Origin of the sequence: Mesorhizobium sp. M2A.F.Ca.ET.046.03.2.1 (assembly GCF_003952425.1) — a bacterium.
Taxonomy (GTDB): domain Bacteria; phylum Pseudomonadota; class Alphaproteobacteria; order Rhizobiales; family Rhizobiaceae; genus Mesorhizobium.
This window is the reverse complement of record NZ_CP034449.1, coordinates 1,969,259-1,992,448: the sequence shown is the minus strand read 5'-3', so window position 1 is coordinate 1,992,448 and position 23,190 is coordinate 1,969,259. Positions and strand designations below refer to the sequence as shown.

The following is a 23,190-nucleotide window of genomic DNA, read 5'->3' as shown; positions in this document are numbered from 1 at the left end:
CATGGTCCAAACCTGGTTGAAACTGCCAGGCGTCCAGCGCGGGCTGGCGGTTGGACTTGCTGGGATCGCAGGGTTCCGGCAGGGGACAAGGGTGCAAAGATAGGGCAGGACGGACAGTGACGGATTTCGACGCGCTCACCCATGACCAGCAACTCGGCATCCTGCAGGAGACGGCAGAGGCGGCCATCGCCAACTACGATCTGCCGGCGGACGTCTCCGTCACGATGATCAACCTGTCGGAGAACGCAACCTATAAGGTTGCGGCTCCCGACGGCCGGCGCTGGGCGCTCCGCATTCATCGCGACGGCTACCATTCAAGGACGGCCATCCAGTCCGAACTGGCCTGGCTGACCGATTTGCGCCAGACCGGGATCGTGCCCACCCCCGTGCCGGTGGCGGGCAAGGATGGCGAGCAGATCCAGCGTGCCGGCCATGCCAGGCTGGCGCAACCCCGCAATGTCGTGCTGTCGCAATGGGAGACCGGTTCGGAGCCGGGCATAGGCGAAGCGCTCGCCGAACCTTTCGAGGTGCTTGGCGAGGTGACGGCTCGCATGCACATCCACGCCCGGCAATGGAAGCGCCCATCCTGGTTCACTCGCCACGTGTGGGATTTCGAGACAAGTCTCGGCGAGGAAAACCCCCATTGGGGGCGCTGGCGTGACGGCATGGGCGTCGACGCCGCGAAAGCCAAACTCTTTGGCCGCAGTGCGGAGCTGATCTGCCGCAGGCTCGCCGCCTTCGGCAAGGGCCATGACCGCTTTGGCCTCATCCATTGCGACCTGCGGCTCGCCAACCTTTTGATCGACGGCAAGACGGTCAAGGTCATCGACTTCGACGACTGCGGCTTCGGCTGGTTTATGTACGACGCCGCTACACCCATCTCTTTCTACGAGCATGAGCCGCAGGCAACCGATCTCATCCAGTCGTGGACGACCGGCTATCGCCGCGTGCTTGACCTGCCGAGGGCAGACGAGGACGAAATCCCGACCTTCGTGATGCTGCGCCGCCTGTTGCTGGTTGCCTGGATCGGCTCGCACGCTGAAACGGACCTCGCCAAGTCGATGGGCTTCCCATACACCGAGGGAACCGTCGGGCTGTGCGAGGCCTATCTGAGCAAGTTTTCCTGACAGCAATCGTAGGAAAGGCGTGAAACGGTTTTCCCGAGAAAAGCGCGTAGCGCTTTCCCTGGGGAATTGCGTCAGGCAAAGAGATAGAGCGGTTCGTCACGAACCGCTCTATGCCAGTGCCTCCAGGCTCTCCGGAAGGATCTGGCCGCCATCGACGATGATCGTCTGCCCGGTCACGTAGCCGGCTTCCTTCGACGCAAAGTAGAGTGCGGCGTAGCCGATTTCCTCCACGGTTCCAAGCCGCTTGAGCGGGACAGAGGCGGCCATCGTCTTCTGGTAATCCTCGCCCAGGCCGACTAGGCCCTCGGTGATGATGTTGCCCGGCATGACGGCGTTGACGGTGATGCCGTATTTGGCCAGTTCGATGCAGGCCGTGCGCATGAAACCGAGCTGCCCCGCCTTGGTGGCGCCGTAGTGCGACCAACCGGGGAAGCCGGTGACCGGGCCGGTGATCGACGACGTCAGCACGATGCGGCCCTGGTCGGATCTCTTGAGGTAGGGAACGACTGCCTTGACCGCGTGGAAGGTACCCTTGAGGTTGGTGTCGACAACTTCGTCCCATTGTTGGGATGTCATGTCCTCGAGCCGGGCCTGCGGGAAAATTCCGGCATTGGCGCACAACACGTCGATGCCCCCGTTTCTCCCGGCCACTGTCCCAAAAGCGCTCTCGATGCTGGCGAGCGAGGTGACATCGCCAACCACGCCAAAGGCGCCGTGGCCGATCTCGGCGGCAGCGGCTTCGGCCTGGTCGAGATGGCGCGCGATGATGGCGACCTTGGCGCCAGACAGCGCGAACACCCGCGATATGCCCTTGCCGATGCCTTTCGATCCGCCGGTAACAACGACGGACCGGCCCTTCAAAGACTGGGTCATGATCTGAAGCTCCAAAATGAGACGGGGACAGAGTGATACCCCGTCCCCGTTGTCGCAAGGATTTCTGGGCGGTAGCGCTTTAGCCTTCGTTCACCATGTGACCGATGTTGGCGTACGCCTTGGGGTTGGTGGACTTCAGCACGAAACCCCAGATCAGGCCGACGATAAGGATCGCAAGCCCGACATAGGGGATGCTCCTGGCGAAGCCATTGGTGCCGCCGAGCGTCGCGAGATTGGCCACCAGCGTGTAGACCAGGACCAGCTGGACCACGAGCGAGATCAACGGCGCGATGACCGTCGCCAGCAGGCTGCCGCCGCCGTTCTTCTTGAACCACATGTAGATCGCCAGCGAGACGACGGCCTGCAGCACCAGCAGCAGTCCGGTGCCGAGCACCGCAAACAGCGTGTAGACGCCCAGCCAGGCCTGTCCCGACGGATCGTCGAAGCCGTAGGCCAGACCGTAGAGCAGGACCCATATCGCCGCCAGAACCGACTGCAGGGCCGAGGCCTTGTGAGGGCTCTTGTGGTGATCATGCGTCTCCGCGATCGCCTGTGGCAGGACGCCCTCGCGTGCCAGCGAGTACAAATAACGGGAAGCGGTGTTGTGAAAGGCCATGCCGCAGGCGAAGGAACTGGTGAGGATGAGCAGCGACATCAGCTGATAGCCCCAGCCGCCGACAAAAGTCTGAATGGGTGTCAGGAAGAAGTTCACGCCGTCGGAGAAGGCCTTGGCCACCATGTCGGCCTCGGTGGGATAGGCCGCCACCGCGCACCAGCTGACGAAGGTGTAAAACAGGCCGAGGCCAATGACTGAGATCAGCAGCGACTGCGGAATGATGCGCTTTGGATCGCGCGATTCCTCGGCGTAGTTCGGCGCCATCTCGAATCCGACCCACGACCAGAACGCCATGAAGATACCGACGGCGGCCTCGCCGGCGGGTATGGCCACTTCGCCGACCTTCTGCTCGGCGACAGGCGTGAACACCTTGAACACATTGAGCGAATCGCCGGAAAAATTCGTCCCACCATGAGCGAAAAGCACGCCCAGCGAGAAGATCACCAGCATGATCACTTCAAGAATGAGGGCGATCCCGAGCAGCCGTGCCGACACCTTCACGTCGCGATAGGCGAGTGCCGCGATGACCACGATCATAGCGAGCGCGAGCACGATCCACGGCACGTTGATGCCGAAGTGCTGGGAAATCCAAAGATTGCCGAAAAATGCAAACAAACCAGTGAGCGAGGCCTCGAACAGCGAGTAGCAGGCGAGCGAGCCAATGCCGGCCGACATGCCGACCTCGCGGCCGAGCCCTTGGCTGATGAATGAGTAGAACCCACCGACGGACGATACCCGCGATGCCATCGCCGCATAGCCGACCGAGAAGATGGTCAGCACGATCGTCGCCATCAGGAAGGCGGCCGGCGTGTATTTGCCGATGCCGTAGCCTGCCGCGAACGGCACATTGCCCAGCATCGCCGACATTGGCGCCGCGCCGGTGACGGCCAGAAAGAGCACCCCCGCAAGCCCCACGGCTTTCGAGTGCAAAAGGTTGATGCTGTTACTCTTCGAGACGTCGATCGTCCCGCTTGCAGTTTCCGTGGCCATGAAGCCCTCTCCATTCGTGACAGCTGTATGCAGTTCCCCGCACGTGGCGGCCGATGTGTCCCGGCCTGCGAGTGCTGTATTGACACTACGGACGCGGCATCACTTTGCCAAGGCCATGATTTTGCAAAGCTCGGCGCTCGACATGACGTGGCAATAGATCATGTTGATGATTTCGAGCTCCTTGCGATGAAGCTCGTCGGTCGCCGCCGCGCAGCAATCCTCGAGCACGATGACGGCATAGCTTTCGTCGGCCAGGCTGCGCACCGTCGAAGACACGCACTGGTCCGTGAAGATGCCGCAACAGATGACGTTCCTGATGCCAAGATTGTGCAGGATGAGGCGCAGATTTGTCCCGGTCAGCGCGGAATCGGTGGTCTTGGTCACCACGATTTCGTCGCCTGCCGGCTGAAGCTCGGCTACGAGCTGCGATGCCGCGTCGTTCTTTGGCAGCAGCAAATTGTTCCAGCCCGGCATTTTTTGGGAGAGCGAGCGGTCGCGCCCGTCCTTGGTATGGCAGGCGATGCGGGCGAAAAGGCATTCGATGCCATTTGCCCGTGCCAACTCCAGCAATCTTGCCGTGTTCGGTATGACCGCGCCGTGCATGCGCTCGTGGAACGGCGTCCACAGATCGTAGCGCTGCTGTTCCTGCGGTGAAAGCGACGCGCGATCCGGCCGTTCCAGGTAGGTGTTTTGAACGTCGATGATCAGGATGGCGGTCTGTGCCGGCACCAGCACCGGATCATCCGGCTCGGGTGCGCCGAGGTAGTAGAGCGAACGGAATCCGGTTTTCCAGCTCATGCGGTCCTTTCAGAAGCGGGCGGTCCTTCAAAAGCGGAACGTGAAAAGGCCGCGCGCCGCGTAGGTCTCGGCGGCTTCCTCGATGAAACGGGCGATGCGTTCGGCCTGGTAGGTCTCGCGCATCGTGGCGGCGGCCTCGAGCAATTCTTCCTTGGACTTGGCGCGGCCTGGGCGCAGCAGTTCGTAGACCTGCATGATGAAATCCTGCGGCACCTCGACCAGCTCTGCCCCGCGCTCGAAGTTGAGGGCGAGGGTCGGCCGGCCGACATCGCGCGCCACGTCGGCCTGCGCCTGCAGCGCTTGCGGCGTGATGCGGAGGTCTTCCATCGTCACCTCGCCGGCAAGCACCGCATCCAGCGTTATCTCCGGAAGCGCCTTGCCGTGCTTGCCGGTGACGGCGCCAGGCTGGGTTTCGGCGAGCGGATAGTCGGCACGCGTAAGGGTCACTATTGCGCTCCCGTCAGGACGACGTCGACCTCTTCGGGAGCCGCGCCGGCCTCGGTCAGCCCGGTTTCGATGGCGTAGATGAGGGCGACGCGCGCATGATAGCGCGACCCCATGGCCTCGCCTCGCTGCGGCACCACGATGGGCTCCGGCATTTCGCCCAGCGCATAGGCCGCCGCATTGGCACCGAGAGCGCGATAGTGCTCGAGCCTGGTGATCGGGGCATTGGAAAACAGTTCCAGATTGTTGTGCGGCTGTCGGTCACGCTGATGGATGACGGCCGTGCCCTTGGCCTGGATGCCGATGCCGATGCCGCTGCCGGCAAGCCGGGCGGCGGACAGGCCAAGGAAGGAAGTATCAGCCGTATGGCGGAAGCGGACGACGCGCGCCTTAAGCCCGCGCGCGCGGATCGCATCCAGCATGGCGCCAAGCACTTCGGACAGCCGATGTCCGGCCGTCGTCCGGTAGAGCTTCAAGCCGAAGGCCGGGCTGATGCCGATGACCAAATCGTCGGTCGCCGACCCGTTGGCTGCCGGCCCAAGGTTGCGATAGCGGACGCGCCTTGCCTCGTCCTTCTCGTGCAGGGCCTCCGAGCGCAGCACTTCTTTCTGATCCAGCACATCGCGGATGTCGTTGAGCTGCAGGCGCCGTTCTTCGGACACGCGATAGCCGGAGCCGGGGCCGAGATAGTCGTTCGGGTCGTTGACCGCGCTGACGATCCGCCCATTGCGGATCATGGCCGAGGTCTGGAGATAGTCGCCGGAAAGGCGCAGCTTCACCACGTTCAGGAGGTTCTCGGCCTCTTCTCGGAAACCGCGGTTGGCCAGCGCCTTGACCGCGTCGATCACGGTGATGCCGCGCTCCTTGATGGCCTCGCTGATGAAGCTCACGTCGCGCGGCATCAGGCTGCGCGTGTCGTCGGAACCGGAGGCATAAACCACGCTGGTCTTCATGTCCTCGGTCGGTGTCGACAGGCCGAGCTCCTCGAACACCGCGGCGATCGCCGCCACCGCCCGCTCGCGCAACTCGATCGCGCGGGACTCGGGCAGCGGCGTCAACCCGCCATCGGCCTCGAAATCCCGCTGAAGCACCATATAGTCTTCCAGCTCCTCGCCGTTGATCAGCGAAGGGTTGAACGAATTGTCGTATTTCAGGATCGATCCCATCCCGGAGCAGATCAGGTCTGAGCCGGCAATCAGGTAGGGAAGGATCTTGGCGCCGACACGAATTTCCGATTCGGTGGAGCGCGCATCATTGCCTGATGCGCATTCGAGATCGAGCCAGACGGCGATGAGGTTCTCAGCCATCAACTCGCGGACCCCGCCAGGTATGGTGGCGGTCAAGGGCGCGCCGTCAATGCCGCCATTTTGTGTGCCCTGCACGCCCATGCCGCGCTGCAGGCAGAGGCAGCGCGCCTCCAAGTAAAGCAGCGATTTTGCTTCATGGAAGCCCATCAGCAATTCGGAGCCGGCACCCGACGTACAGCGCATCTTGACGCCGCGCGAGGCATAGGCAGCGGCGAGAAATGCCTTGGACCACGGCGTGTCGTCGCCATCGGTGAACGACTTTTCAGTGCCGTAGACGGAAACGGTTTCGGCATAGGACGTGAAGCCGGCCATGGCGATGCGCAGTTCCTCCGCCTCCTCGCTGGAGCATTGGAACAGCGTTCCCCAGCGGCCGACGGCGCCGCCCACCGCACACGCCACCGCGTTGGACCAGGCGTTGCGCGACACGCGCATCGTAGTCTCGATCTCGTCGAAGCCGAAGGCGACGGCGGTTGCGGCGTCCGCGGCGAGCTGGAGCGGGTCGTCCTTGCCGTTGGTGACATGCGCCTGGTTGCCTGGAGTCTTGCGTGCTCGCATCTTTGAGTAGGCGAAGGCGATCTCCAGCGCGTTGAGCTGCGACACGACCTCAGCGAGTTTCGCAGGCGTCATGCCGTGGGCGAGCCGCACGAGCTTTTCGCGCGGAACGTTCATGTCGACCAGCCAGCGCGCAATGGTCGCTGACTCCAGGGCCATTGCTTCCGGCGCCACCTCCGGGTCGATGTGATGGCGGGCGATGAAGCGGTCGATCATGTCGTAGTCGTGCTCGAGCACCCCATCGAGGGACACGACGCGCCCGCCGTTGATGCCGATGCCGGGTTTGGGATCGGCCGGGCTGGAGAAGGCGGAGAAGCCATTGGCAGGGTCTTCCGCCGCGAACTTGTCCAGCCGCAACGGCCGCTCGTCCCAGTCGGCGAAGCGCTTCCAGCGGTTCAGTTTCGGCGTCATGCGTGCATTCCTCGACCCAACGGAAAGACTATTGAATGCCCGATCGTCACACAATGGCCTGCATCGAATCTCGCCGAAGGGCCTGCCCTGGCTGCCATCACAACCGGAACCTTGGAGATAGGCGCGGCGCTTACGGAAATGAGTAACCGCCGGGATTTCGAGACCTGCCTACGACCTGGTCAAGACGTCAGTGCTCGCAGACAACATGCGCGGCTGTTGTTCAACTTGAGTGACTTGCCCGATTTTGAGTGACTTGCCCGCTCTTCAGTGCCCTTTTTGGTTCAGTTTGGGAGGCGCCGTCGCTGCAGATGCTGGAAGAGAACTTCCGCCGCCACTCGGACAAATCGAGCGAGGCGATCGGCTAAGTGCTTGAATTTTTGGTGCCGCTTGCGTGACTCGAACACGCGACCCCATCATTACGAATGATGTGCTCTACCAACTGAGCTAAAGCGGCCCGGGAAGCGTCAGGCTTCCAGAATGCGCTGCGTGATAGACTCAACCGCTCGCTAATTCAAGATGGGCAGCGGCGAATTCCGGCCTCTTTGCCGGCAATTCCCATCTACGGTTACCGCGCAACACGCGCGGCCGTGGCGCGCGGTGGCGTCCAAGCCGGCTGCCCCACGGCCGCATCGCCCGGCGTGTTCGTGACGAAAAATGTTGATTCTCCAGCAAAAAACCCCGAAATGGCGTTGGATACGCCGGCAAGCAGCCGCTCGCCCGTTGATCGATTGGCCGCCTGCGGCTAACGATCAGGGAACTGTGAGCGAACGCGCAGAGGGAGCTCGCTTGGACCCCATCGAGAAAGCTATCCGCAATGCCTTCGAGAAAGGCAATGCCGAGGACCGGGCGTTCCGAGAGAAGGTCTATCGATCGGCCTTTGCCGCGCTGGACCGCGTCCTGCAGGCCAACCCGAACATCACGGTCGAGGCCGCCATCGGCCGCCGCAAGGCGGTGCAGGCCAAGATCACCGAGATCGAATCAGAGTTCCTGCCGGCCGTCCCCGATGTGACGTTGCCGCCGGAAAATGTCGTGCCGGCCAGCAATGGCGCGCCGGCGCCCCGCGTCGAGGCGCCTGCCGGTTCGGCCGCGCCTTCGGTCGACGCGCCGCTGCCGCCGTCGCAATCAGCACGCTCACCCTCGATCACCGTCGACGGGCCGGTGCAGCCAGACGCTTCGGACCAGCCGCGTTCGCGCGTGCTGCCGCGCGTGCCCGACATCATGCCGGACGAGACGGCGCTTCCCGATGCGCCGTCGCTCGATGAATCGCCGGGCGCTCCCGTCGGCAACGGCGCCGAGGTCGCGCCCGATCGCGATGAGCGGCGGATCAGGGGCCGGCGCCTGCCGCTGACCGCGATCTTCGTCGTCGCGACATTGCTCGCCGCCGCCGGCATCGGTCTCTACTTCGCCAAGCAGACCGGCGTCTTCAAGACGGCGGCCGAGCTCGACACCGGCCCGCCGGAACCGACGCCGACCCTTGACAGCGAGGACTCCTCGCAGCCGGGCGACACCGGCTCGCCGCAGAAGCCGGGCGAGGCGGACCAGTCGAAGAACTGGATCAACGTCTTCTCGCCCGCCGACCCGACCCATGTCAGCACGCCGTCCGACGCCGGCGCCGACGTGATGAAGGACGACACCGGCCAGTTCCTGCGCATCCGCTCCGGCGCCTCCGGCTCTGCCATTGCCTTCGATGTCGGCCAGGGCGTTCTGGAGAAGCTTGTTGGCAAGCACGCCATGTTCGACGTCGTCGCCCGCTCGGAAGAAGGCAAGGAGACGCAGATATCGGTCGACTGCAATTTCGGCGATCTCGGCGATTGCGGCCGCAAGCGTTACGCCGTCGGCCACGAACGCAACGAATATTTGTTCGACGTGCAGTTCCCGGACAAGCATCCAGGCGCCGCCGGAACCATCGCCATCAACTCCGACATCGATCAGAAGGGCAAGTCGGTCGATATCTACGAGATACGCGTTTCGATCGCGCAGTGATCGCGTCTGTGTAGTTATCGACGCAGGCGCAGCACCCCACCCGCGCCGCAGGCGCGGGCGGGGTGACAGCGCCGACGTCGGATTTTTAGCCCTTAGCCATCCAACAACGCTTGCAGCGTCTCGATGCGGTCGGCTTCCGCCGCCGGCTTGTCCCAGCGCAGCCGTGAGATGCGGGGAAAGCGCATCGCGACACCCGATTTATGCCGGGTCGAGCGGTTGAGGCCTTCGAACGCCACCTCCAGCACGAGGCCGTTGCGACGGTCGGCGCGCACCGAGCGCACCGGGCCGAAACGCTCGATCGTGTTGTCGCGCACATATTTGTCGATCTCTCTCAGCTCCTCGTCGGTGAAGCCGAAATAGGCCTTGCCGACCGGCACCAGCTCTTCCGAGCCCTCGGGGCCGGACCACACACCGAACGTGTAGTCTGAATAGAAGCTGGAACGCTTGCCGTGGCCGCGCTGCGCATACATCAGCACCGCGTCGATGGTGTGCGGATCGCGCTTCCATTTGAACCACGGGCCCTTCGGCCGGCCGGCAAGGTATGGCGAATCCCAGCGCTTCAACATCACCCCTTCGATGATCGGATGCGGCGGCGCCTGGCGCAGCCGTTCCAGCGTCTCCCAATCGGGGAACTCGACCAACGGCGAGAGATCGAAGCGGCTGGGATCAAGCGTCTTCACGAAGGCCTCGAGACGCTTGCGGCGCTCCGCGAAAGGCAGCGAGCGCAAATCCTCGCCGTCGATCTGCAGCGCGTCGTAGCAGCGCATGAAGGCCGGATAGCGCTGCTGGATCTTTGGCGACACGCTCTTGCGGTTCAGCCGCTGCTGCAGGTCGGAGAAGGTTCCGGTCGCCTCGCGAGGGTCGCCGACCAAAAGCTCGCCGTCGAGCGCCGCTTCGAACGTCATCGCCGCGGCAAGGTCTGGGAAGGCCCCGGACACATCGTCGCCGGTACGCGAATAGAGCCGGCGCACGCCGCCCTCGCACACCGCCTGCACACGGATGCCGTCCCACTTCCACTCCGCCGCATAAGCGCCGTGGTCGAGCTTTTCGAGGTCGCCATCGTCGACGGCGTTGGAGAGCATCACCGGCCGGAACAGCGCAAGTGCCGCGCTCCTCGGCTTTTCCGCCCGGCCTTCCAGCCAGGCGAACAGCTCGGTGTAAGGCGGCGTCAGCCCGTGCCAGAGCTCCTCGATCTCGCTGACGTCGACCTTGCCAAGATCGGCCAGAGCCTGTTTGGCGAGCCGCGCCGACACACCGATGCGCAGGCCCCCGGTCACCAGCTTGATGATGGCGAAGCGCGCCGAGATGTTGGCGTCGTCGAGCAGCCGCGCCAGCACCTTGGGCCCATCGGAGCGGCTTGCCGCCTGCAGTCTGCCGACCACCTCGGCAAGCGTCGGCATGTGATTGGGGATGTGTCCTTGCGGCTGCGGCCAGACCAGCGACACGGTCTCGGCGAGGTCGCCGACATAATCGTAGGAATAGCCGAACAGCACAGGATCCATGCGCTCCACCACCAGCGCGCGCAGCATCGCCGGCTTCACCGCCGCGATGTTGAGATCGCCCGTGATCGCCGCCAGCGCCAGGCCGCGATCGGGGTCCTCGACGCTGTGGAAATAGTCTCTGAGCAGCGTCAGCTTGCCGTTGCGCGACGGCGTCAGCACGAGACGGTCGAGGAGCTCGGCGAAGCGGTTCATGCGCGCCACGCCAGGGGCAAAAGCCGGCGCGAGGCCCCCCTCTCTGGCCTGCCGGCCATCTCCCCCTCAAGGGGGGAGATCAGATGTCGCCACGGCTTTCGCCAATCTCCACTGTCGCGGGAGATGCGCCGGCGCCGAAACTGCCAATCTCCCCCCTTGAGGGGGAGATGTCCGGCAGGACAGAGAGGGGGGCCGTAGAGCGCGGCGGTGACGATTGGCGAACACTGTTCCATCAATCGCCCTCGTCCTCATAGCCCACCAGATGCAACGGCCTTGCCGCGATGCCCTCCAGCTCGCACCAGCGCACCAGCGCTTCCTCGCGGCCATGCGTGACCCAGATTTCCGCAGCACCCGTTTCCTTGATGGTGATGATCAACTCGTCCCAGTCGGCGTGGTCGGAAATGATCAGCGGCAGCTCGACGCCGCCCTGCTTTGCCCGCTGGCGTATGCGCATCCAGCCCGAGGCGAAGCAGGAGATCGGGTCCGGAAAACGCCGCGCCCAGCGATCGGCGAAGGCCGAGGGCGGGCCGACGACGATCGCGCCGGCGAAATCGGCCTTGGCGCCGCTTTCAACCGTCGCCGGCTCGAGCCGGCCGAGATCGATCCCCTGGCTCTGATAATATTCGCTGAGCTTGGCCAGCGCGCCGTGGATATAGATCGGCTTGTCGTAGCCGGCGTCGCGCAACAGCCGCATCACACGCTGCGCCTTGCCGAGCGCATAGGCGCCGATCAGGTGCGAGCGTTCGGGAAACTGCGCCGCCGATTTCAGCACGCGCGCGATCTCCTCATGGTCCGGCGGATGCCGGAACACCGGCAGGCCGAAGGTCGCCTCGGTGATGAAGACATCGCACCGGATCGGCTCGAACGGCAGGCAGGTGGCGTCCTTTTGCCGCTTGTAGTCGCCGGAAGCGACGATGCGCATGCCCCGGTGCTCGACGCAGATCTGCGCGGAGCCCAGGACATGCCCGGCCGGGTGGAAGGTGACGGCGACGCCGTTCATGTCGAGTGTTTCGCCATGCACTGCCGCCTGCGTCGTTCCGGCGAAATCCTCGCCATAGCGCAGTCCCATGATGTCGAGCGTCTCTTGCGTGGCGAGCACCGAGCGGTGGCCGGAGCGTGCATGGTCCGAATGGCCGTGCGTGATCAGCGCCCGCTCGACAGGCCGCACCGGATCGATGAAGAAATCGCCGGGCGGGCAGTAGAGGCCCTCCGGCCGGGGTTTGAGCAGGTCGCTGGCGCGCATGGTTCCAAGATAGTGGCTAAACTCAGCGCGGGAAGCCCGTTGCAAGAGACTGCTGACTCATCTTAAGGGCAGCCGCCGGCTGCGCATCCACGGTGGGATTCTTCACGAATGAAACCGCTCCAGGCCTCATCGGGCGATTTGACTGCCGACCGTCGCGCCGATTTCGCCGAGATGCTGCTCGCCTCGGGCGAGCCCGCGCAGGCGGCGGAGCTCCTGCTCGGCGCGCTGGAACTGGCGCCGCGATGGGCCGCCGGCTGGTTTCGCCTCGGCGAAATGGAGGAGGCGGCTGGCCGGCTCGATCAGGCCGCGCAGGCCTGGGCCATGACGCTGAAGCTCGACCCCGCGGACCGCCTCGGCGCCGCACTCAAGCTTCACCTGATCGGCAAGGTGCCCGCGGCCCCGGCGCCTCCCAGCGCCTTTGTCGAGACCTTGTTCGATCACTACGCCGACAGTTTCGAGCACTCGCTTGTCGGGAAGCTGGGCTATCGGCTGCCGGACTTCCTTAGCCAGGCCATCCGCGAGGCAAGGCCCGGCCGGTTCCGGCTGGCCATCGACCTCGGCTGCGGCACCGGCCTGATGGGCGAAAGGCTGCGCCCGTTCGTCGACCGGCTGGAGGGCTACGACATCTCGGCCGCCATGCTCAGCAAAGCGAAAGCCAAAGGCATCTACGACCTGCTGGCCAAGGCCGACCTTCAGCGATTTTCCCACTCTGGCGCGCGGGCCGACCTTGTGGTCGCGGCCGACGTGTTCATCTATCTGGGCGCGCTCGAACGCATCGTCGGCGCGGTCGCGAACATGCTTGCGCAGAACGGCATATTCGCCTTCTCGCTCGAGACGCATACCGGCAGCGATGATTTCGCCCTTTTGCCGTCACGGCGCTACGCTCATTCCGAGGCGTATGCGCGGCGCGTGCTCTCCGCCAGCGGGCTTGCGGTCCTGTCTCTGGAAAGCGTGGTTATCCGGCACGACCGGCATGATCCCGTCGAGGGCCTGGCCATTGTGGCCGGCTTTGCCGCCGCATCTGCCGGGTGAGCAATCCGGCACTCTCATGAGCCCGGCCTTGCTGCGAAAAAGCCTGAATGGCATGGTCGGGGTGGCGCGGGGCAGACATCACGAGGAGAAATCCATGCGCTGGACCATGGTTGTGTTGACGTCCTGCCTGACGGTCGCCGGCTGTGTCGGCGGCACGTCTATGGCCGAGCGCCAGGACGAGGACGTCCAGTCCTCACTGCAATATGACGATGTGCCTTGCGACCAATTGCTGGCGCAGCGCAACCAACTGGCGCAGCAGAACAATCTGCCGATCACGGCCAAGCCGGTCTTCTCCAATCCGGCGATGGGCTTCGGCCCGTTCACGCCGGACATGCGCTCCAAGGCGCAGCGCGCCAGCAACAAGGCGAGCGGTGAGATCGACGCCATGAACCGCTCGATCGAGCGCCGCGACTGCGGCAAGCCGAAGAAGAAGGAGACGTTCGGGCTGCCCGGCTCGCAGCCTTCCTGAGCGTCCGATATTCCGTATTCCGCTTGGGCGCTCTGCTGCATCGACGAGCGTTTGATCGCGCTCTTGAAAGACCAACCGATGAACCTCTCAGACCTCGGCGACCGCATTTGCATCCTGGGACCGTCCAACAGCGGCAAGTCCACCCTTGCCAACGCGATCGCGCGCAAGCGCGGCCTGGAACCTGTTCACCTCGATCAGCTCTTTCATCTGCCCAATACGGATTGGGAGCAGCGACCAAGGGACGAATTCATCGCCCTGCACGATGCAGCCATCGCCGGTGAGGGCTGGGTGATGGACGGCAACTACTCGGTTTGCATGCCGCAGCGTTTCCGGCACGCGACCGGCTTGATCCTGCTGGACGTCTCCACGCCAATGAGCTTGCTGCGTTATTTCCGGCGATCCCTGTTCGTGACCGGCAGGCACGGCGCCCTGGAAGGCGGGCGCGACAGCGTCAAATGGGACATGATCCACCATATCACCGTAGTCACGCCGCGAAATCGCAAGCGATACAGCGCGATGCTGGATGCGATCGACCTGCCAAAGCTGCGGCTGTCCTCGGTGAGTGCAATCAAGCAATGTTTCCGGGACTGGGGTTTGAGCCTGAACTAGTGGCACCGCACAGGGGTTTTGACCGGTCGGCTGTGTTTTGCGTTGGCAGGTGGCATGCGTTGGAGATTGGCCGGAACGCCCATCGCTGGCGATGAGCTGGAGGCTCTTGAACCTCGTCATTCTAGGGCGGAGCAAGGAGCGCAGCGACGCGCGCAGACCATAGAATCCATTCCGTTACCTGGACCGAAGTGTGCAACGGTGCAGAATTCCGGACCGCCGCGGCGCTCCCAAGTCACGGCATGGATCCTCGGGTCTGCGCGCGTCGCTACGCTCCTTGCTCCGCCCGTGGATGACGACCGCGACAGGCGTCTCGGCCAATCGCCAAGGCATGGGGTCTGCCAAGGCAACTAATACCCGGCCTCGCGGTCGACCAGGTTTTCGAGCTTCTCGCCGCGCTCGAACGCATCCATCTGCCGCAGCATGGCTGGCACCAGATGAGCCGGATCCGATGTCGCCGCCGCGTGTGGCGTGATAAAGACTTTCGGATGGCTCCACAGCGGGCTTGTCTTCGGCAGCGGCTCGACCTCGAACACGTCGAGGCTCGCTTCCTTCAGCGTGCCGTCATCCAGCGCGCGCACGATGTCTGCGTCCTTCTGCAAGCGTCCGCGACCGGCATTGATCAGCACGGCGCCGCCCAGCCCGTTGCGCCGGCGCAACTCCTTGAGCAGCCCGTAATTCACGATGCCCTGGGTTTGCGGCGTGAGCGGCAACAGCACGACGAGGATATCGGTGGCGTTGAGGAAGGGGATCAGCCCCGCCTCGCCGGCATAGGTCGAAACACCTTTCATCGGCCGGTCGGTGCGCGACCAGCCGTTCACGGCAAAGCCGAGCGACAAAAGCACCGATGCCGCCGCGCGGCCGAGATGGCCGAGGCCCATGATGCTGACGGAAATGTCGCCGGCCGGGCGCTGCGGCGGCTCGTGCCAGATCTTCTTCGGCTGCTGCGCCCGGTAGAGCATGCCGTGCCGATGGTGATCGAGCACCCGCCAGACGACATACTCGGTCATGTATTGGGTGAGATTGTCGGCGACCACCCTGACGATCGGCACGTCGGGCAGGCCGGGATCGGCGAAGATATGGTCGACGCCTGCGCCGACCGAGAAGATGGCTCGCAGGTTGGGCAGCCCGGAGAGCAGGTTCGGCTTATGTTTCCACACCACCGCGTAGGCGATCGAGGGATCGTTGGCGCCTGCCGGCTCCAGCACCACCTCGCGCTCGGCCGCCAGCAGCTGATGCCAGCGCTGCGGATGAAAGGCCGTGACGGCAAGCAGGATTTTGCCTTTTTCCATTTGCGGATTCAGTCCTTGTTACGTCAATCCAGCCGGGCCTATTCGCTGACCACGCCGGTCGGCGCCGTCTCGATCTTGAAGGCCGCCGCCATCAGCGCCCGCGTATAGTCGGTCTGCGGGCTGCCGAAGATCTGTTCGGAAGGTCCCGCTTCGACGACCTTGCCATTGCGCATGACGATGACGTCATTGGCAAGGGCGCGGACGACCTTGAGGTCGTGGCTGATGAAGAGATAGGCGAGATTGTGCTTGGCCTGCAGGTTACGCAAAAGATCGACCACCTGCGCCTGCACGCTCATGTCGAGCGCCGAGGTCGGCTCGTCGAGCATGACGAAGCGCGGATTGAGCACCATGGCGCGCGCGATGGCGACGCGCTGGCGCTGGCCGCCGGAGAACTCGTGCGGGTAGCGATGGCGCGTTTCCGGATCGAGACCGACCTCCTTCAGCACGGCGACCACCTTGTCGTCGCGCTGGTCGGGCGAGAGCTTCGGCTCGTGGATCTTCAGCCCTTCCTCGATGATCTCGGAAACCGACAGGCGTGGGCTGAGCGATCCGAACGGGTCCTGGAAAACGATCTGCAATTCGCGCCTGAGCGGCCGCATGGCGCTGAAGGAGAGCTGGTTGATGTCGCGTCCGTTAAAGTTGATCGTGCCGGTCGAGGAGATCATCCGCGCGAGCGCCAGCCCGAGCGTCGTCTTGCCCGAACCGGATTCGCCGACCACGCCCAGCGTCTGGCCGGCGCGCACGGTGACGTCGATGCCGTCCACGGCCTTCACATGGTCGACGGTCTTGCGGAAGAAGCCCCTCTTGATCGGGAACCAGACCTTCATGTCCTTGCCCGCCATGACGGATTTGGCGCCCGGGTCTGCCGCAGGCGGCTTGCCCTTCGGCTCTGCGGCCAAGAGATGCTTCGTGTAAGGATGTTGCGGGTTGGCGAAGATCTCCTTGGTCGGCCCGGTCTCGACGATCTTGCCCTTGGTCATCACGCAGACACGGTCGGCGATCTTCCTGACGATGCCGAGGTCGTGCGTGATGAACAGCATCGACATGCCCTTGCGGCTTTTCAACTCCGCGAGCAACTGGAGGATCTGCGCCTGCACGGTCACGTCGAGCGCCGTCGTCGGCTCGTCGGCGATCAAAAGCTCCGGCTCGTTAGCCAAAGCCATGGCGATCATGACGCGCTGGCGCTGGCCGCCGGAGAGCTGGTGCGGGTAGGCGTCGAGACGTTTCTCCGGCTCGCGGATGCCGACCTCGTTGAGCAGCTCCAGCGTGCGCGCCCTGGCCGGAGCATCGCGCAGGCCTTGATGCAGTTGCAGCACCTCGACGATCTGCTGCTCGACCGTGTGCAGCGGGTTGAGCGAGGTCATCGGCTCCTGGAAGATCATGGTGATCTTGTTGCCGCGCACGCCGCGCAACGCCTTCTCGTTCATGGCGAGCAGGTCGGCGCCGCTGAACAGGATTCTGCCCGAGGGATGGCTGGCGGCGGGATAGGGCAGGAGCTTCAGCACCGACAGCGCCGATACCGATTTGCCCGAGCCGGATTCGCCGACCAGGGCAACCGTCTCGCCCTTGCCGATGTCGAACGAGATATGGTCGACGGCGATGGACTGCTTGCCGCCCTGCGCGAAGGCGACGCTCAGATCTTGGACGGACAGCAGGGCTTCGCTCATTTGAACGTCTTGCGCGGATCGAAGGCGTCGCGTGTCGCCTCGCCGATGAAGACCAGCAGCGACAGCATCAGCGAGATGACGATGAAGCCCGAAATGCCGAGCCAGGGCGCGTTGAGGTTGCGTTGCGCCTGTTTCAGCAATTCGCCGAGCGAGGCCGAGCCGGGCGGCAGGCCGAAGCCGAGATAGTCGAGCGAGGTCAGCGTCGAGATCGAGCCGGAGAGCAGGAAGGGCAGGAAGGTCAGCGTCGCCACCATGGCGTTGGGCAACAGGTGCCGGAACATGATGGTGAGGTTTGGCACGCCGAGCGCGCGCGCCGCGTTGACATATTCGAAGTTGCGGGCGCGCAGGAATTCGGCCCGCACCACTCCGACCAGGGCCACCCATGAGAACAGCAGCATCAGGCCGAGCAGGATGAAGAAGCCGGGCGGCAGGATGGCCGAGACGATGAGCAGCAGGTAGAGCACCGGGATCGCCGACCAGATCTCGATGAAACGCTGGAAGAGAAGGTCGGTCCAGCCGCCGAAATAGCCTTGCACCGCGCCGGCCGCGACGCCGATCAGCGACGAGCCGAGCGTCAGGATCAGCCCGAACAGAACCGAGATGCGGAAGCCGTAGAGCACTCGGGCCAGCACGTCGCGGGCCTGGTCGTCGGTGCCCAGCCAGTTCCAGTTGCCCACAACGCAGTTCTCGTCGGCCTCTCCCTTCGGGTATTGGCCGCAGCGCTTGTTCTTGTCGTAAAGCCAGGATGGTTTTGCCGGCGCCGGCTCTGGAATGGCGTTGTTGACGGTCTGATAGGAGTAACGGACCGCCGGCCAGATCATCCAGCCATTGGCATTGATCTCGTCCTGGATGACCGGATCGCGATAGTCGGTGACGGCGTAGAAACCACCGAACTTCTCTTCCGGATAGGCGACCAGGACCGGAAACAGGATCTCGCCCTTGTAGGAGGCGATGATCGGCTTGTCATTGGCGATCAGCTCGGAAAACAGCGACAGCACGAACAGGAACAGGAAGATCCAGAGGGACCAGTAGCCGCGCCGGTTGGCCTTGAAATTCTGCAACCGCCTCTGGTTGAGCGGCGACAGGAATGGCCTGCGAGGCCTGGCCGGCGCGCTTTCGATCGCAGCCTCGGCCATCAGATGTCTCTCCGCTCGAAGTCGATGCGCGGATCGACCCAGGTGTAGATCAGGTCGGACAGAAGGCCGACGAACAGGCCAAGCAGCGAGAAGATGTAAAGCGTGGCGAACACCACCGGATAGTCGCGGTCGATCACCGACTTGAAGCCGAGCAGGCCGAGGCCGTCGAGCGAGAAGATGTTCTCGATCAGCAGCGAGCCGGTGAAGAAGGCCGAGATGAAGGCGCCGGGAAAGCCGGCGATCACGATCAGCATGGCGTTGCGGAAGACGTGTCCATAGAGCACCTTGTGCTCCGACAGGCCCTTGGCGCGCGCCGTCACGACATATTGCTTGCGGATCTCTTCGAGGAAAGAGTTTTTGGTCAGCAGGGTGGTCGTTGCGAAAGCCGACAGCACCAGCGCCGTCAGCGGCAGCGTCATATGCCAGAAATAGTCGGCGATCTTGGCGGGCCAGGACAGCTGGTCCCAATTGTCCGAAACGATGCCGCGCAGCGGGAACCAGTCCCAGAACGAACCGCCGGCAAACAGCACCATCAGAAGGATGCCGAACAGGAAGCCGGGAATGGCATAGCCGACGATGACGACGCCGCTGGTCCAGACGTCGAAGGTCGAGCCGTCCTTCACCGCCTTGCGGATGCCGAGCGGGATCGAGATCAGGTAGGACAAAAGCGTGATCCACAGACCGATGGAAATCGAGACCGGCATCTTCTCCAGGATCAGGTTCAGCACCGAGATATCGCGGAAATAGCTGTCGCCGAAATCGAAGCGGATATAATTCCACAGCATCATGCCGAAGCGCTCGAGCGGCGGCTTGTCGAAGCCGAACTGCTTTTCCAGCTTCTTGATGAATTCGGGGTCGAGCCCCTGCGCGCCGCGATATTTCGAGCCGACATCACCGGCCACGTCGAGATTGCCGCCACCGGCGTCGCCGCCACCGCTGCCGAGGCGGTCGTTGCCGCCCTGGTTGGTCAGCTTGGCGATCACCTGCTCGACCGGGCCGCCCGGCGCGAACTGGATGACCGCGAAGGAGATCGCCATGATGCCGAACAGCGTCGGGATCATGAGAAGAATGCGGCGCAGGATATAGGCGCCCATCAGGCGACAGGCCCCGCGCGGATGATCATGTCAGGCTTTGCCAATCTTTGCCGCCTTGCCCTTGTCGAACCACCACAGCGCCTCGACCGGAAAGCCGAAATCGGGTTTCTGCCCTGGAAAGCCGAACATGTCCCAATAGGCGCTTCGGTGATTCGCCAGATACCAACTTGGAATCCAATCGCGCCGCGCGCGCAAGGCCCGGTCCAACGCGCGCATGGCGGTGGTCAGGCTTTCACGGTCTTTGGCAGCGCCGACGGCATCGATCAGCGCATCGACGGCCGGGTTTGCAATGCCCGACAGGTTGCGCGAGCCCGACACCGCGGCGCTCCGCGAGTGGAAGAAGATCTCCAGATCGTCGCGGGTCGGCGTGGCGCTGAAGTTGAAGGCGGCCGACAGCAGGTCGAAATCGAATGTCGATTGCCTGAGCTGGTACTGCGCCGAATCCACCAGGCGGATCGAAGCATCGATGCCGATGGCCTTCATATTGGCGACCCAAGGCGAATAGACCTGCACGAAGGTCTCGTCGTCGACCAGAAATTCAGCCGCCAGCCGGCCGCCCTTGTCATTGAGCACGAAATCGCCGGAGCGTTTCCAGCCAGCCTCTGCGAGCAATTTCAGCGCAGCGCTCAGTTGCTTGCGATCTCGTCCGGACCCATCCGATGGCGGTTGCGTCACCGCTTCACCGAAGGTCTCCGGCGGCAGCTGGTCGCGCAGTGATTCCAGCAGCGCCAGCTCCTGCGGCGTTGGCATGCCCTCGGCCCGGAAGTCGGATTTCTCGAAGCAGGACTGCGAGCGCTCGTAGGAGCCATAGAAGAAGTTGCGCCGCGTCCATTCGAAATCGAAACAGAGCGCGATCGCCTGCCGAACACGTGGATCCTTGAATTGCTCACGCCGCTGGTTGACCGCGGTGGCCTGCATGGAAGGCGTGGTTTCGGCCGGGAACTCATGCTTGATCACCTTGCCGGCGGTAAAGGCCGGGAAGTCGTAGGCCGTCGCCCAGACGCGCGAGGTGAACTCCTCGCGGTAGAGGATCTCGCCCTTCTTGAAGGCCTCGAACCCGGCCGTACGATCCTGGTAGAATTCGATGCGGATACGTCTGAAATTGTTCTGGCCGCGATTGACCGGCAGGTCGTTACCCCAATAGTCGGCCACGCGCTCATATTCGATCCAGGCGCCCGCGGACCAGCGCCCGACCTTGTAGGCGCTTGAGCCGAGCGGCGGGTTGAGCTGGGAGGAATCGAACGGGTTGGCCGTGAAGAAGGCCTTCGAAAGGATCGGAAAACTGACCACGTTGAGGATGGTGCGGGCCGACTGCTTGCCTGAGAATTTGAGCTGCAGCGTGTGAACGTCGACGGCTGCCGCGTCGTCGAGGTGGGTCAGCGACAGCGCGTAGTCGGGATGGCCCTTGTCCTTCAGCAGCTTGAAGGTGAAGGCGGCGTCTTCCGCAGTCAGCTGGGAACCATCGTGGAACCGTGCCTGCGGGCGCAGCGAGAAGGTGAAACTGTTGCGGTCGTCAGAAATCGTCACGCTTTGGGCGATCAGCCCGTAAACAGCATCAGGCTCGTCGAGCGCCCTCGCCATCAGCGTATCGAAGCACATCTCCATGCGCTGCGGGGAATCGCCCTTGGGGACGAAGGAATTCAGCGTGTTGAAGGTCTGCGGACTCTGGTTGGCGCCCCAATTGGGCGGCGAGAAATTGAAGGTGCCGCCTTGCGGCGCATCGACGTTGACATAGTCGAAATGCGTGAAGTCGGGCTTGTATTTCAGGTCGCCGAAGGCCGACAGGCCGTGCAGCTTGACGCCGGTCGGCGTGTCGGCAAACGCCCGGCCTGGCAGCAGTGCGGCGGCAGTGGCTGCGGCGCCGAGCGCCAGGAAATCGCGGCGAGGAAGCAAAGTCCGCCGCTCCATCAATTGAGGCCCTTGTACTTGGCGGCCAGCGCCTTTTCCTTCGCGGGGTCGATCCACCAGGAATCGATATCAGCGCCCCGGTAGGTGGGCTGCTTCTCAGGCATGCCGAACTTGTTCCAGTAGGCAAGCCAAACCACCGCGCGGTAATATTGCGGCACGGTATAGTAGTTCCACAACAGGACGCGATCGAGCGCATGGGTCGTGGCGATGAGATCGTCGCGGTCGGTGGCGAAGATGATGCGGTCGACGAGCGCATCGACGACCGGGCTCTTGATGCCGGAATAGTTGCGCGATCCTGGCGTGTCCGCCGCCTTCGAACTCCAGAAGTCTCGCTGCTCGTTCCCAGGCGATTCCGACTGGCCAAGCTGGCCGATGATGACGTCGTAGTCGAAATTGTTGCGCCTGTTGATGTACTGCGTCGGATCGATGATGCGCAGCGTCGCATCGACACCGATCTTGCGCAGATTAGCGATCCAAGGGCTGGAAATCACCTGGTCCGTGTCCGCCGCGCCGAGGACTTCGAATTTGAACGGCTCGCCGGTCTTGGCGTTCACCATCTTGCCGCCTTTGATCGCCCAGCCTGCCTGGGCGAAGAGATCGACCGCCTGCTTCAGGTATTTCCGTTCCGCTTGCGGTGAATCATAGACCGGCAGCTTGAATTCCTGCGTGAAGAGTTCCGGCGGAAGCTTGTCGCGATACTTCTCCAGGATTTCGAGTTCCTTGCCTTGCGGCAGCCCGCTCGACGCAAGCTCCGTGCCCTGGAAATAGCTCTGGGTACGCGTGTTCGAGTTGTAGAACAGCGTGCGGTTCATCGTCTCGAAATCGAATGGATATGTCAGTGCTGCCCTCACAAGACGATCCTGGAATAGTCGGCGCCGCTGGTTGAGCATGAAAGCCTGCATCGGCTCGGGCGAGGTGGTCTTGAACTCCTTCTTGATCACGTCGCCAGCCTTGATCGCCGGGAAATTGTAGAATGTCGCCCAACGCCTCGAGCTGTTCTCCGGTTTGAGATCCTGAAATCCGCCCTTGGTGAAGGCCTGCCATGCGGCATTGTCGTCCAGGATGTAGGTGAAGCGCTGGATGTCGAAATTCTCGCGGCCGATCTTCACCGGCAGCTTGGCGCCCCAATAATCCGGAACGCGTTGCCAGACGATCTCCGAGCCCGGCTTGAAGCTTGCGATCTTGTAGGCGGCGGAGCCGAGCGGCGGTTCCAGCGTCGACTTCGTTATGTCGCGCTTCTTGCCGCTGGGGTCGGTGCCCTCCCACCAGTGCTTCGGCAAGACGACGAGGTCGCCGAGGATCTTGGGCAGTTCCCGATTGCCCTTCTGGTTGAAATGGAACTCGACCTCCCGGTCCGAAATGGCGACGGCCTCGGTCACGTTCTCGAAATAGCGGCTATACATCGGGCTGTTGGCCTTCAGCACCTGGAACGACCAGATCACGTCGTCGGCGGTGATCGGCTGTCCGTCATGCCATTTGGCTTGGGGGTTAAGCCGATAGGTCGCAGACGAATAATCCGCCGGATATTTGTAGGCCTCGGCAATCAGAGGATGGCTTACGCTGCCCTCATCCGTCGCCTGGTCCATCAGCGTGTCATAGAGCAGGCCGCCGCCGAACTCTGCGAAGCCGGCGGCCGACGATCCCTGCACAATGTAAGGGTTGAAGCTGTCGAAGGTGCCTACAACAACGGAGTTGTAGGTGCCGCCCTTCGGCGCATCCGGATTGACGTAGTCGTAGCGCTGGAAGTTCTCGCCGTATTTGGAAGGTCCGATCAGCGAGGACGTCGTGTGCCACTCATCGGCGAAGCTGGCCTGCAGGCTCGAGGCGAAGGCGAGCGCCAGCGCCGATGCGAAAAGCGTGCGGAATCGGCCAACCGTCATGCGTTCTCCTCGTCGCTAGTTCCAACCACCCGCAATCTAGATCATTTGACGCCGGTGGAAACCGCAAG

18 protein-coding genes and 1 tRNA gene are annotated in these 23,190 nt (G+C 63.4%); 5 read left to right on the top strand and 14 right to left on the bottom strand.

Annotation, left to right across the window (positions count from 1 at the left end):
• Positions 1-116: 116 nt before the first annotated feature.
• On the top strand, positions 117-1,127 hold the full coding sequence (locus EJ072_RS09515; RefSeq protein ID WP_126079465.1) for a phosphotransferase enzyme family protein: 1,011 nt from the start codon (positions 117-119) through the stop codon (positions 1,125-1,127).
• Between the two features lie 108 nt (positions 1,128-1,235).
• Here the strand turns inward: EJ072_RS09515 and fabG are convergent, their stop codons facing one another.
• The 6 genes from fabG to EJ072_RS09485 form a co-directional block, all read right to left on the bottom strand.
• Positions 1,236-2,000, bottom strand: a complete 765-nt coding sequence (gene fabG / locus EJ072_RS09510) for a 3-oxoacyl-ACP reductase FabG (protein ID WP_126079464.1) — start codon at positions 1,998-2,000, stop codon at positions 1,236-1,238.
• 79 nt (positions 2,001-2,079) lie between these two features.
• Complete coding sequence (locus EJ072_RS09505; RefSeq protein ID WP_126079463.1) at positions 2,080-3,606, bottom strand: APC family permease; 1,527 nt, start codon at positions 3,604-3,606, stop codon at positions 2,080-2,082.
• Positions 3,607-3,705: 99 nt separating this feature from the next.
• Positions 3,706-4,404: a cysteine hydrolase family protein gene (locus EJ072_RS09500; RefSeq protein ID WP_126079462.1), complete on the bottom strand. Its 699-nt coding sequence runs from the start codon at positions 4,402-4,404 to the stop codon at positions 3,706-3,708.
• A gap of 27 nt (positions 4,405-4,431) precedes the next feature.
• Positions 4,432-4,851, bottom strand: a complete 420-nt coding sequence (locus tag EJ072_RS09495; RefSeq protein WP_095819267.1) for a diol dehydratase small subunit — start codon at positions 4,849-4,851, stop codon at positions 4,432-4,434.
• On the bottom strand, positions 4,851-7,118 hold the full coding sequence (locus EJ072_RS09490) for a propanediol/glycerol family dehydratase large subunit (RefSeq protein WP_126079461.1): 2,268 nt from the start codon (positions 7,116-7,118) through the stop codon (positions 4,851-4,853). Before EJ072_RS09490 ends, EJ072_RS09495 begins: the two co-directional genes overlap by 1 nt.
• 378 nt (positions 7,119-7,496) lie before the next feature.
• Positions 7,497-7,572, bottom strand: a tRNA-Thr gene (locus tag EJ072_RS09485).
• Between the two features lie 332 nt (positions 7,573-7,904).
• On the opposite strand from EJ072_RS09485, the gene EJ072_RS09480 reads away from it, so the two are divergent.
• On the top strand, positions 7,905-9,101 hold the full coding sequence (locus EJ072_RS09480; RefSeq protein WP_126079460.1) for a hypothetical protein: 1,197 nt from the start codon (positions 7,905-7,907) through the stop codon (positions 9,099-9,101).
• Positions 9,102-9,193: 92 nt separating this feature from the next.
• Here the strand turns inward: EJ072_RS09480 and EJ072_RS09475 are convergent, their stop codons facing one another.
• Positions 9,194-10,795: a cisplatin damage response ATP-dependent DNA ligase gene (locus tag EJ072_RS09475; protein WP_126079459.1), complete on the bottom strand. Its 1,602-nt coding sequence runs from the start codon at positions 10,793-10,795 to the stop codon at positions 9,194-9,196.
• Positions 10,796-11,027: 232 nt separating this feature from the next.
• On the bottom strand, positions 11,028-12,038 hold the full coding sequence (locus EJ072_RS09465) for a ligase-associated DNA damage response exonuclease (protein WP_126079457.1): 1,011 nt from the start codon (positions 12,036-12,038) through the stop codon (positions 11,028-11,030).
• A 108-nt stretch (positions 12,039-12,146) separates the two neighbouring features.
• On the opposite strand from EJ072_RS09465, the gene EJ072_RS09460 reads away from it, so the two are divergent.
• The 3 genes from EJ072_RS09460 (at position 12,147) to EJ072_RS09450 (ending at position 14,148) form a co-directional block, all read left to right on the top strand.
• Complete coding sequence (locus EJ072_RS09460) at positions 12,147-13,070, top strand: methyltransferase domain-containing protein (RefSeq protein WP_126079456.1); 924 nt, start codon at positions 12,147-12,149, stop codon at positions 13,068-13,070.
• A gap of 94 nt (positions 13,071-13,164) precedes the next feature.
• Complete coding sequence (locus EJ072_RS09455) at positions 13,165-13,539, top strand: hypothetical protein (protein WP_126079455.1); 375 nt, start codon at positions 13,165-13,167, stop codon at positions 13,537-13,539.
• Between the two features lie 78 nt (positions 13,540-13,617).
• The gene (locus tag EJ072_RS09450; RefSeq protein WP_126079454.1) at positions 13,618-14,148 is read left to right on the top strand and encodes an AAA family ATPase; all 531 of its coding nucleotides are present in this window, start codon (positions 13,618-13,620) and stop codon (positions 14,146-14,148) included.
• A 347-nt stretch (positions 14,149-14,495) separates the two neighbouring features.
• Here the strand turns inward: EJ072_RS09450 and EJ072_RS09445 are convergent, their stop codons facing one another.
• The 6 genes from EJ072_RS09445 to EJ072_RS09420 are packed head-to-tail and all read right to left on the bottom strand — an operon-like array spanning position 14,496 to position 23,122.
• Positions 14,496-15,437 carry a glyoxylate/hydroxypyruvate reductase A gene (locus EJ072_RS09445; RefSeq protein ID WP_126079453.1) on the bottom strand — a complete coding sequence of 314 codons (942 nt, stop codon included), beginning with the start codon at positions 15,435-15,437 and terminating at the stop codon, positions 14,496-14,498.
• A 38-nt stretch (positions 15,438-15,475) separates the two neighbouring features.
• Positions 15,476-17,104 carry an ABC transporter ATP-binding protein gene (locus tag EJ072_RS09440; protein WP_126079452.1) on the bottom strand — a complete coding sequence of 543 codons (1,629 nt, stop codon included), beginning with the start codon at positions 17,102-17,104 and terminating at the stop codon, positions 15,476-15,478.
• Positions 17,101-18,240: an ABC transporter permease gene (locus EJ072_RS09435; RefSeq protein ID WP_126079451.1), complete on the bottom strand. Its 1,140-nt coding sequence runs from the start codon at positions 18,238-18,240 to the stop codon at positions 17,101-17,103. The genes EJ072_RS09440 and EJ072_RS09435 overlap by 4 nt, the downstream gene beginning before the upstream one ends.
• Positions 18,240-19,334 carry a microcin C ABC transporter permease YejB gene (locus tag EJ072_RS09430; RefSeq protein ID WP_126062887.1) on the bottom strand — a complete coding sequence of 365 codons (1,095 nt, stop codon included), beginning with the start codon at positions 19,332-19,334 and terminating at the stop codon, positions 18,240-18,242. The genes EJ072_RS09435 and EJ072_RS09430 overlap by 1 nt, the downstream gene beginning before the upstream one ends.
• Before the next feature lie 30 nt (positions 19,335-19,364).
• Complete coding sequence (locus EJ072_RS09425) at positions 19,365-21,242, bottom strand: extracellular solute-binding protein (protein ID WP_126079450.1); 1,878 nt, start codon at positions 21,240-21,242, stop codon at positions 19,365-19,367.
• Entirely contained in the window at positions 21,242-23,122 is a 1,881-nt protein-coding gene (locus tag EJ072_RS09420) for an extracellular solute-binding protein (RefSeq protein WP_126079449.1), read from the bottom strand. The genes EJ072_RS09425 and EJ072_RS09420 overlap by 1 nt, the downstream gene beginning before the upstream one ends.
• Positions 23,123-23,190: the final 68 nt, after the last annotated feature.

What these genes read in the sequence shown, in the direction of transcription:
- fabG (WP_126079464.1), bottom strand. Translation starts at nt 2,000, where the DNA reads ATGACCCAGTCTTTGAAGGGCCGGTCCGTCGTTGTTACCGGCGGATCG.
- EJ072_RS09505 (WP_126079463.1), bottom strand. Translation starts at nt 3,606, where the DNA reads ATGGCCACGGAAACTGCAAGCGGGACGATCGACGTCTCGAAGAGTAAC.
- EJ072_RS09500 (WP_126079462.1), bottom strand. Translation starts at nt 4,404, where the DNA reads ATGAGCTGGAAAACCGGATTCCGTTCGCTCTACTACCTCGGCGCACCC.
- EJ072_RS09490 (WP_126079461.1), bottom strand. Translation starts at nt 7,118, where the DNA reads ATGACGCCGAAACTGAACCGCTGGAAGCGCTTCGCCGACTGGGACGAG.
- EJ072_RS09475 (WP_126079459.1), bottom strand. Translation starts at nt 10,795, where the DNA reads ATGAACCGCTTCGCCGAGCTCCTCGACCGTCTCGTGCTGACGCCGTCG.
- EJ072_RS09465 (WP_126079457.1), bottom strand. Translation starts at nt 12,038, where the DNA reads ATGCGCGCCAGCGACCTGCTCAAACCCCGGCCGGAGGGCCTCTACTGC.
- EJ072_RS09460 (WP_126079456.1), top strand. Translation starts at nt 12,147, where the DNA reads ATGAAACCGCTCCAGGCCTCATCGGGCGATTTGACTGCCGACCGTCGC.
- EJ072_RS09455 (WP_126079455.1), top strand. Translation starts at nt 13,165, where the DNA reads ATGCGCTGGACCATGGTTGTGTTGACGTCCTGCCTGACGGTCGCCGGC.
- EJ072_RS09450 (WP_126079454.1), top strand. Translation starts at nt 13,618, where the DNA reads ATGAACCTCTCAGACCTCGGCGACCGCATTTGCATCCTGGGACCGTCC.
- EJ072_RS09445 (WP_126079453.1), bottom strand. Translation starts at nt 15,437, where the DNA reads ATGGAAAAAGGCAAAATCCTGCTTGCCGTCACGGCCTTTCATCCGCAG.
- EJ072_RS09440 (WP_126079452.1), bottom strand. Translation starts at nt 17,104, where the DNA reads ATGAGCGAAGCCCTGCTGTCCGTCCAAGATCTGAGCGTCGCCTTCGCG.
- EJ072_RS09435 (WP_126079451.1), bottom strand. Translation starts at nt 18,240, where the DNA reads ATGGCCGAGGCTGCGATCGAAAGCGCGCCGGCCAGGCCTCGCAGGCCA.
- EJ072_RS09430 (WP_126062887.1), bottom strand. Translation starts at nt 19,334, where the DNA reads ATGGGCGCCTATATCCTGCGCCGCATTCTTCTCATGATCCCGACGCTG.
- EJ072_RS09425 (WP_126079450.1), bottom strand. Translation starts at nt 21,242, where the DNA reads ATGGAGCGGCGGACTTTGCTTCCTCGCCGCGATTTCCTGGCGCTCGGC.
- EJ072_RS09420 (WP_126079449.1), bottom strand. Translation starts at nt 23,122, where the DNA reads ATGACGGTTGGCCGATTCCGCACGCTTTTCGCATCGGCGCTGGCGCTC.